The sequence below is a fragment of the Pseudomonas sp. FG43 genome, from assembly GCF_057809175.1.
In genome coordinates this window covers 62,668-78,793 of the sequence record NZ_JBMDJL010000025.1, presented here as the reverse complement: position 1 = coordinate 78,793, position 16,126 = coordinate 62,668, and the positions used below count along the sequence as shown (strand labels likewise).

The 16,126-nt window shown below is 57.2% G+C and carries 17 protein-coding genes; 13 read left to right on the top strand and 4 right to left on the bottom strand.

Features of this window, described 5'->3' with window-relative positions:
• Positions 1-52 precede the first annotated feature (52 nt).
• The 4 genes from ACODS3_RS23760 (at position 53) to ssuE (ending at position 4,770) form a co-directional block, all read left to right on the top strand.
• The gene (locus tag ACODS3_RS23760; RefSeq protein WP_201020454.1) at positions 53-1,279 is read left to right on the top strand and encodes a glycosyltransferase family 4 protein; all 1,227 of its coding nucleotides are present in this window, start codon (positions 53-55) and stop codon (positions 1,277-1,279) included.
• 13 nt (positions 1,280-1,292) lie between these two features.
• Entirely contained in the window at positions 1,293-2,705 is a 1,413-nt protein-coding gene (locus tag ACODS3_RS23755) for an undecaprenyl-phosphate glucose phosphotransferase (RefSeq protein WP_201020455.1), read from the top strand.
• Between the two features lie 164 nt (positions 2,706-2,869).
• On the top strand, positions 2,870-3,958 hold the full coding sequence (locus ACODS3_RS23750) for a polysaccharide biosynthesis/export family protein (protein ID WP_201006642.1): 1,089 nt from the start codon (positions 2,870-2,872) through the stop codon (positions 3,956-3,958).
• 230 nt (positions 3,959-4,188) lie between these two features.
• On the top strand, positions 4,189-4,770 hold the full coding sequence (ssuE, locus tag ACODS3_RS23745; RefSeq protein WP_025259442.1) for an NADPH-dependent FMN reductase: 582 nt from the start codon (positions 4,189-4,191) through the stop codon (positions 4,768-4,770).
• A 118-nt stretch (positions 4,771-4,888) separates the two neighbouring features.
• On the opposite strand, the gene ACODS3_RS23740 is transcribed toward ssuE, so the two are convergent.
• The 3 genes from ACODS3_RS23740 to ACODS3_RS23730 all read right to left on the bottom strand — a co-directional run bounded on the left by ACODS3_RS23740 (position 4,889) and on the right by ACODS3_RS23730 (position 6,891).
• Positions 4,889-5,497 (bottom strand): LysE family translocator, encoded by a 609-nt coding sequence (locus tag ACODS3_RS23740; RefSeq protein ID WP_201020456.1) that lies wholly within the window; start codon positions 5,495-5,497, stop codon positions 4,889-4,891.
• Between the two features lie 135 nt (positions 5,498-5,632).
• Complete coding sequence (locus ACODS3_RS23735; protein ID WP_489036556.1) at positions 5,633-5,914, bottom strand: hypothetical protein; 282 nt, start codon at positions 5,912-5,914, stop codon at positions 5,633-5,635.
• 68 nt (positions 5,915-5,982) lie between these two features.
• Positions 5,983-6,891, bottom strand: a complete 909-nt coding sequence (locus tag ACODS3_RS23730) for a LysR family transcriptional regulator (RefSeq protein ID WP_489036554.1) — start codon at positions 6,889-6,891, stop codon at positions 5,983-5,985.
• 115 nt (positions 6,892-7,006) lie between these two features.
• Between ACODS3_RS23730 and ACODS3_RS23725 the strand changes: the two genes are divergently transcribed.
• From ACODS3_RS23725 to ribD, 8 genes are all read left to right on the top strand, one after another.
• Positions 7,007-7,708 (top strand): CoA transferase subunit A, encoded by a 702-nt coding sequence (locus ACODS3_RS23725; RefSeq protein WP_201006648.1) that lies wholly within the window; start codon positions 7,007-7,009, stop codon positions 7,706-7,708.
• A gap of 66 nt (positions 7,709-7,774) precedes the next feature.
• Positions 7,775-8,431, top strand: a complete 657-nt coding sequence (locus ACODS3_RS23720) for a CoA transferase subunit B (protein WP_304575847.1) — start codon at positions 7,775-7,777, stop codon at positions 8,429-8,431.
• 424 nt (positions 8,432-8,855) lie between these two features.
• The gene (locus tag ACODS3_RS23715) at positions 8,856-9,302 is read left to right on the top strand and encodes a DMT family transporter (protein WP_201006650.1); all 447 of its coding nucleotides are present in this window, start codon (positions 8,856-8,858) and stop codon (positions 9,300-9,302) included.
• 41 nt (positions 9,303-9,343) lie between these two features.
• Positions 9,344-10,090: a class I SAM-dependent methyltransferase gene (locus tag ACODS3_RS23710; RefSeq protein WP_304575848.1), complete on the top strand. Its 747-nt coding sequence runs from the start codon at positions 9,344-9,346 to the stop codon at positions 10,088-10,090.
• 69 nt (positions 10,091-10,159) lie between these two features.
• Entirely contained in the window at positions 10,160-11,176 is a 1,017-nt protein-coding gene (locus tag ACODS3_RS23705) for a formylglycine-generating enzyme family protein (RefSeq protein ID WP_489036551.1), read from the top strand.
• Between the two features lie 63 nt (positions 11,177-11,239).
• On the top strand, positions 11,240-11,839 hold the full coding sequence (locus tag ACODS3_RS23700; protein ID WP_201006655.1) for a GTP cyclohydrolase II: 600 nt from the start codon (positions 11,240-11,242) through the stop codon (positions 11,837-11,839).
• An 88-nt stretch (positions 11,840-11,927) separates the two neighbouring features.
• Positions 11,928-13,628 carry a WD40 repeat domain-containing protein gene (locus tag ACODS3_RS23695; RefSeq protein WP_201020461.1) on the top strand — a complete coding sequence of 567 codons (1,701 nt, stop codon included), beginning with the start codon at positions 11,928-11,930 and terminating at the stop codon, positions 13,626-13,628.
• Positions 13,625-14,737, top strand: a complete 1,113-nt coding sequence (gene ribD / locus ACODS3_RS23690; RefSeq protein WP_489036550.1) for a bifunctional diaminohydroxyphosphoribosylaminopyrimidine deaminase/5-amino-6-(5-phosphoribosylamino)uracil reductase RibD — start codon at positions 13,625-13,627, stop codon at positions 14,735-14,737. Before ACODS3_RS23695 ends, ribD begins: the two co-directional genes overlap by 4 nt.
• Here ribD and ACODS3_RS23685 read toward each other — a convergent pair.
• Entirely contained in the window at positions 14,716-15,639 is a 924-nt protein-coding gene (locus tag ACODS3_RS23685; RefSeq protein WP_201020463.1) for a LysR family transcriptional regulator, read from the bottom strand. The genes ribD and ACODS3_RS23685 overlap by 22 nt on opposite strands.
• Before the next feature lie 60 nt (positions 15,640-15,699).
• Between ACODS3_RS23685 and ACODS3_RS23680 the strand changes: the two genes are divergently transcribed.
• Positions 15,700-16,113, top strand: a complete 414-nt coding sequence (locus tag ACODS3_RS23680) for a VOC family protein (RefSeq protein ID WP_201020464.1) — start codon at positions 15,700-15,702, stop codon at positions 16,111-16,113.
• Positions 16,114-16,126: the final 13 nt, after the last annotated feature.

The window sequence follows — 16,126 nt, the reverse complement described above, 5'->3', positions numbered from 1 at the left end:
ACGCGATCAGCCTGCGCCTGAAGTAGAGCGAGCTACAGAGCAAGGAATCTCCATGAGAATTGCTATCGTCCACGACTGGCTGGTGACTTATGCCGGTGCCGAGCGCGTGCTGGCTTCACTGATAAACATCTGGCCAGAAGCCGACCTGTTTGCGGTCATCGACTTTCTCAGCGACGAAGACCGCGCCCATCTGGGCGGCAAGGTCGCCAGGACCACCTTTATCCAGAATCTGCCAGGAGCCAGAACCCGATATCAGCGCTATCTGCCATTGATGCCGCTGGCCATCGAGCAACTGGATCTGTCGGAGTATGACTTGATCATCAGCAGCAGCCATGCCGTGGCCAAGGGTGTGCTCACCGGACCGGACCAGTTGCACGTCAGCTATATCCACTCGCCGATTCGCTATGCCTGGGACCTGCAGCATCAATACCTGCGCGAATCGGGCCTGAACAAGGGCCTCAAGGGCAAACTGGCGCGCCTGGTGCTGCACTACATACGTATGTGGGATCAACGCACTTCAACCGGCGTCGATGATTTCATCGCCAACTCCCGCTTCATTGGCGCCAGGATCCGCAAGGCGTACCGCCGTGAATCCACCGTGATCTACCCGCCAGTGGACACACAGAATTTCACCTTTCAGGAAGGTACTCGACAGAACTATTACTTCACCGCCTCACGCATGGTGCCCTACAAGCGTTTGCCGATGATCATCGAAGCCTTTGCCGCCATGCCGGACAAGCAACTGGTGGTGGTGGGCGATGGCCCGGACATGGCCAAGGCCCAGGCCATCGCCAGCAAGGCACCCAACGTCCGGCTGCTGGGTTTCCAGCCAGCGGCCGTACTGCTTGAACACATGCGCGCTGCAAAGGCTTTCGTGTTCGCGGCCGAAGAGGATTTCGGCATCAGCCCGGTGGAGGCTCAGGCCTGCGGCACACCGGTGATTGCCTTCGGCAAGGGCGGCGTGCTGGAAACCGTCCACGGGCTGGACCAACCTCACCCCACCGGCGTGTTCTATCGGCAGCAGAACGTGGCATCGCTGATCGCCGCCGTGGCCGAATTCGAGTCCGCGCAATCGCTCATCAGTGCCCAGGCCTGCCGTGCCAACGCCGAGCGCTTCTCGGTCCGGCGTTTTGAACAGGAAATGCTGTCGTTCGTCGAGAGCCGCCTGAGCGCCACGCAGTTGACCCAACTGCCGACCCGGCACTGGCTGAATCCGAACAGTGCGAGCCTGATCAACAGCGAAGTGTCGCCCCGAGTCGTTCCAGCCGAATCCGTTTGAGCGAGCCCACTAAATGCGCACCCCAGTCCGCGGCATCCTGCATGCCCACCAATCAGCCTTGTCAGTGGCTCATCGTCTGCTGGATCTGACAATCATTGTGCTGATCGGCTATTGGCAGAGTCAGCAACAACCGGCCGCCAGCAGCGCCGAAGTCTGGTTCCAGATCATCCTGGCCGTGCTGGTTTTCCATTGGCTGAGCGAGTTTCACCAACTCTATGGATCATGGCGCGGCGAACGCATCCTGCGGGAGCTGGCCAAGGTCTTCAATTACTGGGCACTGACGTTCGTTATTCTGCTGTCCGTAGACTATTTGCTGCTCAGCAGTTTCCGGATGCCCGATAACAGCCACATGACCTGGTTCGCGCTGGTATTGGCAGCCTTGTGCGGTTACAGGCTGCTGATTCGCAGGGTCCTGCACGGTTTGCGGCGTCACGGTTTCAATACCCGGCGCGTAGCGATTGTCGGCACCGGCCAGGTCGGAGCCCGTCTGGCACAGTCCATTTCCAGCGCGCCGTGGATGGGCCTGAATCTGCTGGGCTTCTACGACTCGCAACCCCGCCAGATGGAACTCAACAACAACGATCATCATGTACCGGTGCTGGGCAATCTCGAACAACTGGTCGACGACGCCCGAGAAGGCAGGATCGACAAGGTTTACATCACTCTGGCATTCAGCGGTGAGCCACACCTGCGTGAGCTGATCACAGGTTTGAGCGACACCACCGCCTCGGTGTACCTGATCCCGGATGTCTTCATGTTCGAGCTGCTGCACGCGCGCAGCGAAAGTATCAATGGCCTGGCCAGCATCAGCATTTTCGACTCGCCCATGGATGGCGCCTGGAGCCTGGTCAAACGGGCCGAGGATATTCTGCTGTCGATCCTGATTCTGCTGTTGATTGCCCTGCCCATGTTGCTGATTGCCATTGCGATCAAGCTGACGTCACCTGGCCCGATCCTGTTTCGCCAGCGGCGCTACGGCCTGGACGGGCGACCGATCATGGTCTGGAAATTTCGTAGCATGAGTGTTCAGGAAAACGGGGCAGTCGTGCGTCAGGCCACACGCAACGATGCGCGCATCACACCGCTGGGGGCTTTTCTGCGCCGGACATCCCTCGATGAACTGCCGCAGTTTCTGAATGTGCTGCGCGGCGATATGTCCATTGTCGGCCCGCGCCCCCATGCCGTGGCGCATAACGAGCAATACCGCAAGCAGGTCAGTGGCTACATGCTGCGGCACAAGGTCAAGCCGGGCATTACCGGCTGGGCACAGATCAATGGCTGGCGCGGCGAAACCGACACGCTGGACAAGATGCAGAAACGTGTCGAATTCGACCTGGAATACATCGAGCACTGGTCGGTCTGGCTGGATCTCAAAATCATCCTGTTGACCCTGTTCAAAGGCTTTCTCAACAAGAACGCCTTCTGACCGGTTCGACAGACCTTACCCCAAACGAAACGAAAGGATTCCGGGCGCCCATACCCGGAGGGAGGTATGTGCGCGCACAAGACATGAACCCGCAGAGAAATGTTGAACAGGGATGCAATGAAATCATCGTGGTGCCAGACGCACCGTCAGCAAGGAACACTCATATGAATCGAAACCTGGTTGTTGTGCTGCTCTCCAGTCTGATCTTGCAGGGATGCGTGTTTGCCCCCGGCCAACACATGACCCCGGGCGATATCACGGCGGATGACCCGAATGGCCCCAAGGCTCAATTGGTCGATATCACCCCCAAAAGCCTGCAACAACAGCAGCAACGCATAGCGTCCAATAGCGTGACGTTACCCGCCGAGCTGCTGAACTATAAAACCCCGGAATATGCGGTCGGTCCGGGCGATACCTTGCTGGTGACGGTTTTCGAGCACCCGGAACTGACCGCTCCAGGTTCACAGGACCAGCTCGACGCCAACACGCGAGAAGTGCTGAGCGACGGCACGCTGTTCTTTCCCTATGTCGGCAAGATCAGGGCCGGTGGCAAGACTGTCAGCCAGATTCGCGAACAACTGCGCATGGGGCTTGCGCCGCAATACACCGAGGTCAAGGTCGATGTGAAAGTGCTGCGCTATAACAGCCAGCGCGTACTGCTCTCGGGCTCGTTCAAGACTCCCGGCCCGCAATCGATCACCAATATTCCCTTGAGCCTGGTGCAAGCAGTCAGCACCGCCGGTATCGACCTGACCGACGCCAACCTTGCCGGGTTGACCCTCAGGCGCGATGGCCGGGACTACTTGATCGATATCGACTCGCTCAACCGCCAGGGCTCGCAACTGAGCAAGATATTCCTCAAGGATGGCGACTACCTGCACCTCAACAGCAACTCCAAAAACAAGATCTATGTGCTGGGAGAAGTGCGTAACCCGCAGGTCATTTCTTTCGGCACCACCAGCGTGACATTGCTTGAAGCCCTGGGCAGCTCCGGCGGCCTGAGCCCGGAAACCGCCAATGGCGACGCGGTCTACGTGATTCGCGGCGTCGAGAACCAGGCCAATGCGGTGTCCACGGTCTATCACCTGAAAGCTGAAAAACCCACTGCCTACCTGCTGGCTCGCCAGTTTGAACTCCAGGCTCAGGATGTGGTGTTTGTCGGGCCTGCCAATATCACGCGCTGGAACCGCTTCATCAGCCAACTGCTTGGCTCGGCCAGTGTGGTACAGACAGGCGCAGCCTTCAGGAACTGAAACCCGGCCAGAAGACGTCCCTGCACCGACCCGTGCGGGGATTTTTTTTGCCCGAAGAAACTGTCTGTACAGCAACAGTGGATCAGCACTTGCCTGCTGATTCAGCATCAAAGGGCTGTACCTTTGTCATTGATATAAAAATAAATCCTTTATTTTCAACAGCTTGATAAAAATACAAGGCTGGCACACATGCTGCTTTGCAGGTATACGCTTATCGCAAGGAATTCAGCATGTTGGTCGTTTCGCTTTCAGGCAGCCCCTCCCCCAAATCCCGCTCCGGCGTCGTCCTGGCCCATGCCGGTCGTTGGCTGGAAAATCAGGGCGTCAATGTCACGACGCTTCGCATCCGTGACTTCAAGGCTGAAGACCTGCTCTTCGCCCAGTTCGACAGCCCGCAAGTCCAGGATTTCATTGAAGCCGTCCGCCAGGCCGACGGCCTGCTGATCGGTACGCCGGTCTACAAGGCCTCGTTCTCCGGCGCCCTCAAGACACTGCTGGACCTGCTGCCCGAGCGTGCTCTGCTCGGCAAAGTGGTTCTGCCATTGGCTACCGGCGGCAGCATCGCCCATATGCTGGCCGTGGATTACGCCCTCAAGCCGGTGCTTTCCGCGCTGAAATCACAGGAAGTGCTGCACGGCATCTTCGCCATCGATAGCCAGATCAGTTACAGCGATAACGAGCTGGGCGGTGAGCTGGATGAGATTCTTACCGAACGCCTGCGCGAAGGGCTGGAGCATTTCCTGCTTGGCTTGCAGCATCGGCTCCAGGCCCGCAGAAAACAGCAAGGCGGGCATTTGCAACTGGCGTTGTAGCTGCTTTCGCGAATGAATTCGCACACAGGTTTCATGTGTGTGGGAGCGAATTCATTCGCGAACAATCCCGGACAATGATTTCAGGCCCCGTCGCGAGCAAGCTCCCTCCCACAAAAGCCTAATGTTCAAGCACCAACGGATACAGCGACAGCACCAGCAACGCCGCCATCACGCCATTGAAGATCCGCAGGCCCAGCGGGTTGCGCAGAACGTTGCGCAGCAAACTGCCGAACCCCGCCCAGATGCCGACGCAAGGCAGACCGATCAGTGCAAATACCGACGCGATGACCAACACGTTGATGAAATAGCCTTCCATCGGCGTATAGGTACTGATCGCACCAATGGCCATGACCCAGGCTTTGGGATTGACCCACTGGAATAACGCCGCGCCCAGAAAACTCAAGGGTTCGCCACGCTGTTCAGTGGAATCGGAGGCTGGCCCCGAGGTCGCGATTTTCCACGCCAGATAAAGCAGATAGGCCGCACCCACATAACGCAGGATGGTGTAGAGAACAGGCCAGGTCTTGAACAGGCTGCCCAGACCAAAACCCACCGCCACTATCAGCACGAAAAAGCCGATACTGATCCCCACCATATGCGGCAGAGTGCGCTTGAAACCGAAGTTCACGCCTGAAGCCATCAGCATCATGTTGTTCGGGCCGGGCGTCACAGAGGAGACAAACGCAAACAGTGCGAAAGCCAGCAGAAGATCGAAAGAGAGAAGCATCAAGCTGTCCGGGGAGTGGTGAAATCAGGCGATCACCCTAACGGAGCATCATCTGCAAACAAACGGACAGTGGGTGAAACTTTTATCGGTACAGTTTCAATAAAATTCGACTATCGAAAAATTGTCATTCCACCTTCAGCCGCGACGGCCATCCAGCAAGGCACCACGCTCAACGCTCACTTCACCTTCTTTATCGAACTGACGGATCTGCTGAATGGCGGGATCAGCCATCAGTTGCGCTTTACGGGCCTGGTATTCGTCGAACGACAGACCACGGCGGTTCAAGTCTTCAAGTGCCAGTTGATGAGTTTCTTCGGCGGTGTAAGGACGCAACTCGACGGAGTGATGAGTGGAACAGCCGCCCAACAGCACAGCACTGAAGAACACGACAAGACCAAGAGCAAAGAAATGATTCATGGGAGCCTCCAGACTGACTCGTTTTCGGGAATGAACAAAGGTTAATCCCCGGCTCCCTCAGGCAAAAATCATCCGTCGTGATAGTAGCTATCGACTTTTGCGGAATGCTGAATCAAGACCTCACGCAACGCATGGGCGGCCGCTGACAACTTGTGATCGGCCAGCATCATCAGACCGATGCGCCGCTCGATACGCGGCTCGACCAGAGCAATGCAGCGAGCGCCCAGTTCCTGCATCTGCTCGATGCACAACGCGGGCACCGCACTGACGCCCAGCCCATTGGCGACCATTCGCCCGATGGTGGACAACTGATGGCTCTCGAAAGCGACCGAAAGCTTGCCGTGCTGCGCAGCAATCGCCTGCTCCAGCAGCAGGCGCACGGCCGAAGGTCGTTGCAGGGCGATGAAGTCCTCGCGCAGCAGCTCGCGCCAGGTCAATTGCTTGCGCTCGGCCAGCGGCGAATCGGCTGCAACCACGGCGACAAAACGATCCATATAGAACGGCGTGAATACCAGCGAATTGCTCGACTCGGGCTCGAAACCGATGCCCAGCTCGACCCGACGATGGCGCACCATTTCCACCACCTGCTCGTTGATCACGTCATGCACCGCCACGTTGACCCGTGGATAACGTGCGCGAAATACCTTCAAGGCCCCGGGCAACAGATTGCCCGCAAACGCAGGCATCGCCGCCACCGACACTTTGCCCATCTGCAACGTGAAACGCTGACGCAGCAGCTCTTCGGTGTTGTCCCAGTCAGCCAGCAACTGACGCGCCAGTGGCAGCAGGGTTTCGCCTTCCGGGGTCAGGCTGACCGTGCGCGTGGTGCGGGTCAGCAGTTGCCCGCCCAAATCATCTTCCAGGCTCTTGATGGTCAGGCTCAAGGCCGGCTGCGACAGATGCAGGCGCTCGCCAGCCTGGGCAAAGCTCAGGCATTGGGCAACCGCCAGAAACGCCCGAAGCTGTTTGACGTTCATATATTTACTTTTATTATCAATTGATCAGAAAAACAAAATTAACAAATCACTGACCGGGAGAGAAGATGCACTCACAACGGTCCTTGACGATCAACAATAAAAAAGGCGAATCATCATGGCAGGACTCGATAAACGTGTCGCGACCTACGAAGAGGCCCTTGCCGGCCTGACCGATAACATGACGGTGCTGTGCGGCGGCTTCGGCCTGTGCGGTATCCCTGAAAACCTCATTGCGCAGATCAAGCGCATGGGCATCAAAGGCCTGACGGTGGTTTCCAACAACTGCGGTGTCGATGGTTTCGGCCTCGGCATCCTGCTGGAGGATCACCAGATCCGCAAAATGATCTCCTCCTATGTCGGTGAAAACGCGCTCTTCGAGCGGCAGTTGCTCAGCGGTGAGCTGGAAGTCGAACTCACTCCCCAAGGCACCCTGGCAGAAAAACTCCGCGCAGGCGGCGCTGGCATCCCGGCCTTCTACACCGCCACCGGTTACGGCACGCCCGTTGCCGAAGGCAAAGAAACCCGCCAGTTCAACGGGCGCAATGTGATTCTGGAAGAAGCCATCACCGGTGACTTCGCCCTTGTCAGGGGCTGGAAAGCCGACCACTTCGGCAACGTGATCTATCGCCATACCGCGCAGAACTTCAATCCGGTGGTTGCCACGGCAGGCCGGATCACCGTGGTCGAAGTCGAGGAAATCGTCGAGCCGGGCGTACTGCTGCCCACCCAGATCCACACGCCCGGCATTTATGTCGACCGAGTGATTCAGGGCACCTTCGAGAAACGCATCGAACAGCGCACCGTCAGGAAATCCTGAGCAAGTCGTATTCCCGGGCGTTTCCTCAGGCAGGAAGCGGCGTACAACAAAAAGAGATTTCAGACCATGGCACTTTCCCGCGAACAAATGGCTCAACGTGTCGCCCGTGAACTGAAAGACGGTTACTACGTCAATCTGGGCATCGGCATTCCGACGCTGGTCGCCAACTACGTCCCGAACGATATCGATGTGATGCTGCAATCGGAAAACGGCCTGCTGGGCATGGGCGAGTTTCCCACTGAAGAAACCATCGATGCCGACATGATCAACGCAGGCAAGCAAACAGTGACAGCGCGCATCGGCGCTTCGATTTTCTCCTCGGCCGAATCCTTCGCCATGATCCGTGGCGGTCATGTGGACCTGACGGTGCTGGGCGCTTTTGAAGTGGATGTCGAAGGCAACATCGCTTCATGGATGATCCCCGGCAAGCTGGTCAAGGGCATGGGTGGCGCGATGGATCTGGTGGCGGGCGCCGAGAACATCATCGTCACCATGACCCATGCCTCCAAGGACGGCGAATCCAAGCTGCTGCCGCGTTGCAGCCTGCCACTGACCGGTGCCGGTTGTATCCGCCGGGTGCTGACCGACCTTGCGTATCTGGAAATCGAGAACGGTGCCTTCATCCTGCGCGAACGTGCGCCAGGAGTCAGCGTGGAAGAGATCGTTGCCAAGACGGCAGGCAAGCTGATAGTGCCGGATGATGTGATCGAAATGACATTCTGAAAGCCTTGGTTCACGCCACCCGACCACGACAAACAGACCCGACTCTTTATACCGCAGGCCGCTCTCTTACAGCGGCCTGCTGCATTATTGCCTGGCAATACATGCAACTTAGTTAGTAGCACATTGCTACTGATGTCATTTCTATCCCCTCATTGAAAATACTTGTCTAAAGTGTCATGACCGGAGCGCGAAAACATCGCCAGAGGCCTGACCATGTCGGCTTTCAGAACAACGGACTTGTATCTCCTGCTCCTCTGCTACATCGCAAGCTCACCGAAAAACATTGTTGCCGGCCCTGTTTGTTGAGTTTGAATACCAGACCGGTAAAGACTGTCATCGGTCTCACGAATACAGCCCATTACAAACAAGAATTGGCTTATCCCCATCCATAAAAGTAAAACTGACCAGAAGAGGAACCCACTTGATGAATGTATTAACCGCTATTGCTCTGAGTCTGGCCGCTGGTTTTGCAGTTCCCTTGCAGGCGGGCACCAATGCCAGGTTGGGCACATTACTGGGACACCCCTTATGGGCTACGACTGTTTCGCTTTTGGTCAGCTTGATTGCGGTCTTCGCCGCCCTGTTGATATTCAAAGTTGAAAAGCCGAGCACTACGGCTTTACAAAGTGCTCCCTGGTGGGCCTGGTTAGGTGGCGTGGCCGGTGTTTTCTACATCACCATCGCACTGCTGATGGCACCTCGACTGGGAACTTTAAACTTCATGATGGCGGTTATTATCGGGCAGCTTGTGATTTCGTTATTGATTGATTACTTCGGTCTGGTCGGCCTCCCCCGCAGACCGGTGAACATTCAGAAGTTGTTCGGTGTTTTCATTGTCATTATCGGCTTCTTGATTACCACACGCAGTTAATCCGAGGCCCAGGATTTTCACCACATAAAAGGAAGTTAACAATGGCCGGTCAATCCGCAGCATACGATTCAATTGGCGAACGCTTCGAAGCGTTTACAGACAGCGCGTCACAGCGTTCCGTCGAGACCCAGACGTTCTTTCACATGATGGGTGATGTGAAAGGCAAGTCCGTACTGGATCTGGCCTGTGGCTTCGGCTTTTTTGGCCGGGAGCTGTATCGCCAGGGAGCCAGCAAGGTAGTGGGGGTCGATATTTCCTCCTCGATGATCGAACTGGCCCGCAAGGAATCCGAACGTAACAATGAGGCCATCGAATACATGGTCTCCAATGTTGCGGACATGGGGACATTGCCACAAGCCCCCTTTGACCGGGTGAGCGCGGCCTGGCTGTTCAACTATGCGCAATCGGTCGACGAACTGGAAAAAATGTTTGCGGTGGTGGCAAAGAACCTCAAGCCCGGTGGCAGGCTGATTGCCTATACCGTTGATCCTGGCTTTCAACTGGCACAGGGGAACTTCACCAAATACGGCGTCCATGTGCTCAACGAGCAGCCTCACAAGGGCGGCTTCCGTTGTGACGCAGAGTTCGTAACCCAGCCACCCAGCGCATTCACCTTCTACCGCTGGAGCCGCGAGGCTTACGAAACCGCACTGTCCAAGGCCGGTTTTTCCACCTTCGAGTGGCAGAAGCCGATCATCTCAAAAGCCAATCGTGACAAATTCCCCGCCGGTTACTGGGATGACTTCGAGCGCAACTGCCTGCAGACCGGTCTGGTCTGTACACGCTAGCGATCCGACTCGCAGCCCCTCAGACGGGGCTGGCGATACTCCGTGATTCCCGCAGGAGGCACGTCTCAAATGGCGACAAATCATTCATTCACCCACTGGCCAGTCTTTGAAGGGCCGCTTACCCCTCAGATGACCGACAGGTATCTGATGGGGCTGCCCGAGCACTTTCAGCAGCCCCGGAACATGTCGCTGCCTTTGGCGACCTGGAAACTGCTGGCTCAGGAGCCCACGGAGCGGCTGATCGAGCGCCTTGAGGATCCCGAAGCCACGCTGCAGGTCCGACTGGCAGCTGGCAAGTTGCTCGCGCAGACCGTGGACACGCGCATCAACGTATTCGACCCGCAGATGATTGATATCAGGGGCGGTAAGGTGTCAACAGGGCTGGCGGCCGATGAGGTCGATTCGGTCATGCAGGAAATGAGCGGGCTTGGGCTTGATCGATCCTGGATTGAAAAGGAAGTGCCCCGCCACGCGGTGACACTCCAGCCTTACCGTATCGCCAGGTTTCCGCTCACCAACCTGGAATATCGGGCGTTTCTGGAGGACTCGATGCAACCCCGGATCCCGGATAACTGGCCTTTCGGGCAGTTTCCAACGGATCGGGCCAATCATCCGGTATTCGGCTTGACCGTCGAGGATGTCGAGGCCTACATCGACTGGCTCAACAGCCGTACCGGGCGTCAATTCCGCCTGCCACTGGAAGCGGAATGGGAATACGCCGCGGCCGGCCCCGGGAATCTGGTCTTTCCGTGGGGCAACAGCTTCCTGCCCGACCATTGCAATACGGCAGAGCTGGGGCTGTTCACTACATCCCCCATCGGCGCATTCAGCCGGGGTGCCTCCGCATTCGGCTGCATGGACATGGCGGGCAATGTCGAGGAATACGTCGCCGACGATTACGCCCCCTACCCTGGCGGTCAGGCAATCGAAGACGATCTGGTTACCGTTGTGGGTACCCATCGCGTCGCCCGGGGCGGGAGCTTCACCCGCTTCAGAGATCTGGCACGCAATTGCCGACGCCACGGCAAATACCCTCGAGCCATCTATGTCATGGGGTTTCGCCTTGCAGAAACACCCTCGGTGTGAATCATTGCCCCAGTGTCCTCCTATAAAAACAAATAGCCTCATCACTCAGTAAGAAGGTTAATCATGAAAACTGTCAAAGTGCGTAATAAAGTTGATATTCCTCTCAATGAAGGTCAATGCCCTGGCACGTTTTTCACCTTTAGCGGCCTTGACCCCAAACATGAACATATTTTGATAAAGCTGGGGCCCGATCGACCGGAAAGTCCACTGGTACGTATCCACTCCGAATGCCTGACGGGGGATGTCTTCAGTTCCCAGCGCTGCGATTGCGGGCCTCAATTGACCGAGTCCATCAATCGCATGCATAAAGAAGGCGGCTATCTTATTTACTTGCGTCAGGAAGGCCGCGGCATCGGCTTGTATGCAAAACTTGAAGCCTATCGACTTCAAGACACGGGCCTGGATACATTTGAAGCCAATACGCACCTCAGTTTCCCGGAAGATGATCGGGACTTTTCTCTGGCAGCCAGCATGTTGAAAGCCGTGGGTATTACTGATTGCCGTATTATCACCAACAACCCCGAAAAAGTGTCGGCTCTGGAATCAAACGGCATACATGTTTCAGACGTCATTCCGACCGGCGTATTCATCACCGAACATAACCGAAACTATCTACAAGCCAAGATCGACAAGAAACAACACCGTATCGCCATTAGCAACTGACTGACTCTTTCTTACCGTCTGCCTTATACACAGGCTGACAGCGGCTGACTGAAATTCGAGTTTCCTACTTATCTAAAGGATATAGATCATGCGCCATTTCGGACCTATCAGCGGTATCAACGCTTTCAAAGATCGTTATGTAGCCACCGCGGGTTACGACAATCAGGTCATCTTGTGGGATGCCAGAACCAAAACTCCCATACAGCGTGTGCTGCATGACCACCTGGCCAATCAATGCGCATTCAATGCCGACGGTACGTTACTGGTCAGTGCCAGCAGCGACTACACGGCTCGCGTCTGGGAAGTGCCAGGCCTGCGCCTCAAGGCCGTGTTGATCGGGCATGAAGATGACATCGAGATGGCCGCGTTCTCGCCGGACGGCCAAACCATCGCGACCAGTTCACGCGATCACACGCTGCGTCTGTTCGATCTGCAAGGGCAGACCAGACACATCCTCAAAGGCCATAGTGCCGATGTGATTTCGGTCAGTTGGTCAGCCGACGGCCGTACACTGGTTTCAAGCAGTGACGATGGCTCGATTCGCCGCTGGTGCGCACAGAGCGGTGCCCAGCTTGAACTCATCGATCTGGGCGGTGTGGAAACCGACACCGTTGCCCTGTCTCGGGACGGGATCATCTTCGCGGGTGACGATGAGGGCAAGGTTTCCCTCATCGATGCAAGCGGCACTCACCTGCACCCGGCCCATGCTGCCGGAATCAAACGCATCATCTGGGATGACGAGCAGCGTCTGCTGGTCAGCCTGAGCTACGACCGTTGCGTCATACTCTGGCACCTGGATGAGCACAACAATCTGGTCAAGACCGCACAGACTTCCCTGCCCAGCATCATCTGGCCACGCAGCTGTACGCTGCTGGGAACCGACCGCATCGCCTTCGTGACCTTTGGTTCCCGATACGCGACCTGGAACTTCAAGACCCAGGTCTGGGACCTGGATGGTATCGAGCCTGCGATCAGCCTGAATGCCGTGGCTGTCGTCAACGATGACATCTACAGCATTGGCGATGCCGGCATCCTGCACATCAATGGTCAGGCCAGCACTCACGCCGGCAGCCTCTGCAACTTCCTGCTGCCCTTCGGCGAAAGCGTTCTGACAGGCGGGCAGATGGGCACCGTCTTCGACGCCCGTACCGGGGACACGCTCTATCAGCATCGCTCTCCACTCAACTGCGGCACTACGTTCGAGAAAAACGGCCAGTTGCATGCGGCTATCGGGACGTACACCGGCGAAGCGCTTGTTTTTGCGCTGGAAGCCGGCCAGCCCCGCTTCGTCACCTCGATACAACTGCATGAGAATGCCATCAAGGGTATCGCTGCCGACGAGACGTTTCTGTTCAGCGTATGCGCCACTGCCGCGGCGGCTTTTCACCGGATCAGCGACTTCGGCCTGGAGCGCTACCTGGACAAGGCTCACGCCCGTATTTCCAACGGCTGCACCCGTATTGAAGATGGTTTTGCCAGCATCGGCAGGGACCTCAAGCTGCGCCTGTGGCGCAACGGTCAGGATGAGGTCTACGACACGCCTCACCAGCACTCGATCAAGTGCATCGCCATTTCCCCTGATCACACGCAGATCGCAACAGGCAGTTACGGCGGAACAGTGGCCATTTTCGATGTCGCCAAACGTCGCTGGGTGGCTGTAGAGAAACCGACGGCCAGCGGTATCTCCTGCATTTCCCACAACATCGACGGCACAGGCTTTCTGGCCAGCGCCTATGACGGGCGTATTTACCCGATCAACGTCCACGCCGGAGCACAGGCGCAGGTATGAACCACTTCACTGAATGCGACTTCCAGCACATGCAGCATGCATTGTCGCTGGCCGCACGTGGCAGTCACTCCACATGGCCCAACCCTCGGGTGGGCTGTGTGATTGCCCACGGAAACCAAGTGGTTGGCGAAGGCTGGCATCGCTGCGCTGGCGGGCCGCATGCCGAAGTCTTCGCGTTGCGTCAGGCCGGGGCACTGGCAAAAGGTGCCACGGCCTATGTGACGCTGGAGCCCTGCAGTCACGTAGGACGAACCGGCGCCTGCCACCAGGCCTTGATCGACAGTGGAATTGCCACGGTTGTCGTTGCCCATGAAGACCCTTTCGAGAAGGTCAACGGGCGCGGAATCGCGCAACTCCGTGAAGCCGGTATCGAGGTCAAGGTGGGGTTGTTCAGGACAGCGGCACGGGAACTCAATCGTGGTTTTCTGTCCAGTGTCGAACGACGAAGACCCTGGGTGCAGCTCAAGCTGGGCATGAGCCTGGATGGTCGCACGGCGCTCAGCAACGGTCGCTCGCAATGGATTTCCAGTCATCAGGCACGCAGCGATGTACAACTCTGGAGGGCGTCCAGTGCAGCTATCGTGACCGGCAGTGGCACTGTACTGGCTGATGACCCGCTGCTGACCGTACGCCATCTGTCTTCACCGGCAGCCTTGCCTCCGGTCCGGGTCGTGCTCGACAGCAAGGCCCGGGTGCCCGGCAACGCACGAGTATTCAACAGCCTGGCGCCCAGCCTGCATGTGGTCGGACTGGACGCTTCACCGGCTGAGTCCACAACCACGGGCAACGAAGTGTTGCGTTTGCAAAGTGACGAGAACGGAGTGGATCTTGCGCAGTTGATGCACGTGCTCAGCGAGCGCGGCCTGCACGATGTATTCGTGGAGGCCGGCCCCACTCTGGCCGGTGCGCTGCTCAAGGCCGGCCTGGTGGACGAACTGCTGGTCTACATCGCACCACGTCTGCTGGGTGATATCGCCCGGCCGATGGTCCATCTACCGGAGTTGACCAGCCTTCATGACAGTCTGAATTTCAGTCTGTACGAAGTGACCAGCATCGGACCGGACCTGCGCTTGCGACTGCGCCCGGATCAGAACGAGACAGTGCGATGAGCGGCCGCCTGTGCGACCTGCTCACGTAGCCATTGATGCGCAGGGTCTTCGTTGAACCGGTGATGCCAGATCTGTACGAACGGAAACGGCGGAATGGTCAATGGAGGTGTGAGTTGTATGAGCGAATCGTCAAGAAGTGCCTCATCCAGTGTACGTGTGGCCACGGTGAGGATCAGGTCGGTATTGCTGATCATGCCTGGCGCCGTACGCCAGTGCGGCACACTGACGGCGATGCGTCGGTGCAGGCCCTGAGCACGCAACAGCGTGTCCACCTCACCCACGCTCCCATCCATGGAAACGGATATATGCGGACGCAACAGGTAATTTTCGAGATCGAGCGTTCCACCCGGCGGCAAGGTGTTGCGGTCGAGCAGGCACGAAAAGGTTTCCTCGAAAAGCGTGGCCTGGGCGATGTCGGTCGGCAGGTTGGGAAATACGCCCAGCGCCAGATCGATCTTGCCTTGAGCGACTTGCTCAAGCATTCCGTGACGGCTGCTCTGAGTGACGACCAGCGTTGTATTGGGCGCTTCCCGGCGAAAACGGACCAGCAATTTGGGCAAGACAATTGCCGCGCCGTAATCCGACATGGCCAGATTGAACGTGCGCCGGGACGTGGCGGGCTCAAAGGCAATCGAGCTGCCAAACAAGGCTTCGATCTGACTCAACAGATTCTTGAGAGGCGCCTGGAGGCTGATTGCCAGAGCACTCAGGAAGACCTCATTGCCCTTCCTGATCAGAATCGGATCATCAAGCAGACTGCGCAACTTGCTCAAGGAGTGACTGATGGCCGGCTGACTCAGATGCAATCGTTCGCCCGTGCGAGTGACATGCTTTTCTGTCAGAAGGGCATCGAGAATCACCAACAGATTCAAGTCGATATTACGCAATAAAACAGTAGCCATCCTTAGCCTTCCAACTTCGGGAGAGAGGGTGCTTCCTTGATTCCATAAGGAGAGCGAGATATGCCGCGACTCAACAGGATCATTGAGACCGCGCTTTATGTGAAAGATCTTACAGAAGCCAAGAATTTTTACTACAAGACCCTTGGGCTCGAAGTGATGGTGGAAAGCAACGTACTGGTTGCACTGAACGTTGGCGGGGCGAACGCCCTGCTGCTGTTCAAGCAAGGCGCCTCACTGGAGACCAAGCACCTGAGTGGCGGAGAAATCCCGCCTCATGATGCTCAGGGCCGAATCCATGTCTGCTTTGCCATCGACTCTGCGGATATGGCTCCCTGGACCGAGCGACTCACCCAGGCAGGCATTCCCATAGAAGGCCGGACCCAATGGCCAAAAGGTGGGTCGAGCATCTATTTCCGAGACCCGGACGACCATCTTGTGGAACTCCTCACGCCGGGTTGCTGGCCGATCTACTAAAAGCCATTCAAGG

Coding starts and splice junctions, on each gene's coding strand:
- ACODS3_RS23760 (WP_201020454.1), top strand. CDS start 53: ATGAGAATTGCTATCGTCCACGACTGGCTGGTGACTTATGCCGGTGCC.
- ACODS3_RS23755 (WP_201020455.1), top strand. CDS start 1,293: ATGCGCACCCCAGTCCGCGGCATCCTGCATGCCCACCAATCAGCCTTG.
- ACODS3_RS23750 (WP_201006642.1), top strand. CDS start 2,870: ATGAATCGAAACCTGGTTGTTGTGCTGCTCTCCAGTCTGATCTTGCAG.
- ssuE (WP_025259442.1), top strand. CDS start 4,189: ATGTTGGTCGTTTCGCTTTCAGGCAGCCCCTCCCCCAAATCCCGCTCC.
- ACODS3_RS23740 (WP_201020456.1), bottom strand. CDS start 5,497: ATGCTTCTCTCTTTCGATCTTCTGCTGGCTTTCGCACTGTTTGCGTTT.
- ACODS3_RS23735 (WP_489036556.1), bottom strand. CDS start 5,914: ATGAATCATTTCTTTGCTCTTGGTCTTGTCGTGTTCTTCAGTGCTGTG.
- ACODS3_RS23730 (WP_489036554.1), bottom strand. CDS start 6,891: ATGAACGTCAAACAGCTTCGGGCGTTTCTGGCGGTTGCCCAATGCCTG.
- ACODS3_RS23725 (WP_201006648.1), top strand. CDS start 7,007: ATGGCAGGACTCGATAAACGTGTCGCGACCTACGAAGAGGCCCTTGCC.
- ACODS3_RS23720 (WP_304575847.1), top strand. CDS start 7,775: ATGGCACTTTCCCGCGAACAAATGGCTCAACGTGTCGCCCGTGAACTG.
- ACODS3_RS23715 (WP_201006650.1), top strand. CDS start 8,856: ATGAATGTATTAACCGCTATTGCTCTGAGTCTGGCCGCTGGTTTTGCA.
- ACODS3_RS23710 (WP_304575848.1), top strand. CDS start 9,344: ATGGCCGGTCAATCCGCAGCATACGATTCAATTGGCGAACGCTTCGAA.
- ACODS3_RS23705 (WP_489036551.1), top strand. CDS start 10,160: ATGGCGACAAATCATTCATTCACCCACTGGCCAGTCTTTGAAGGGCCG.
- ACODS3_RS23700 (WP_201006655.1), top strand. CDS start 11,240: ATGAAAACTGTCAAAGTGCGTAATAAAGTTGATATTCCTCTCAATGAA.
- ACODS3_RS23695 (WP_201020461.1), top strand. CDS start 11,928: ATGCGCCATTTCGGACCTATCAGCGGTATCAACGCTTTCAAAGATCGT.
- ribD (WP_489036550.1), top strand. CDS start 13,625: ATGAACCACTTCACTGAATGCGACTTCCAGCACATGCAGCATGCATTG.
- ACODS3_RS23685 (WP_201020463.1), bottom strand. CDS start 15,639: ATGGCTACTGTTTTATTGCGTAATATCGACTTGAATCTGTTGGTGATT.
- ACODS3_RS23680 (WP_201020464.1), top strand. CDS start 15,700: ATGCCGCGACTCAACAGGATCATTGAGACCGCGCTTTATGTGAAAGAT.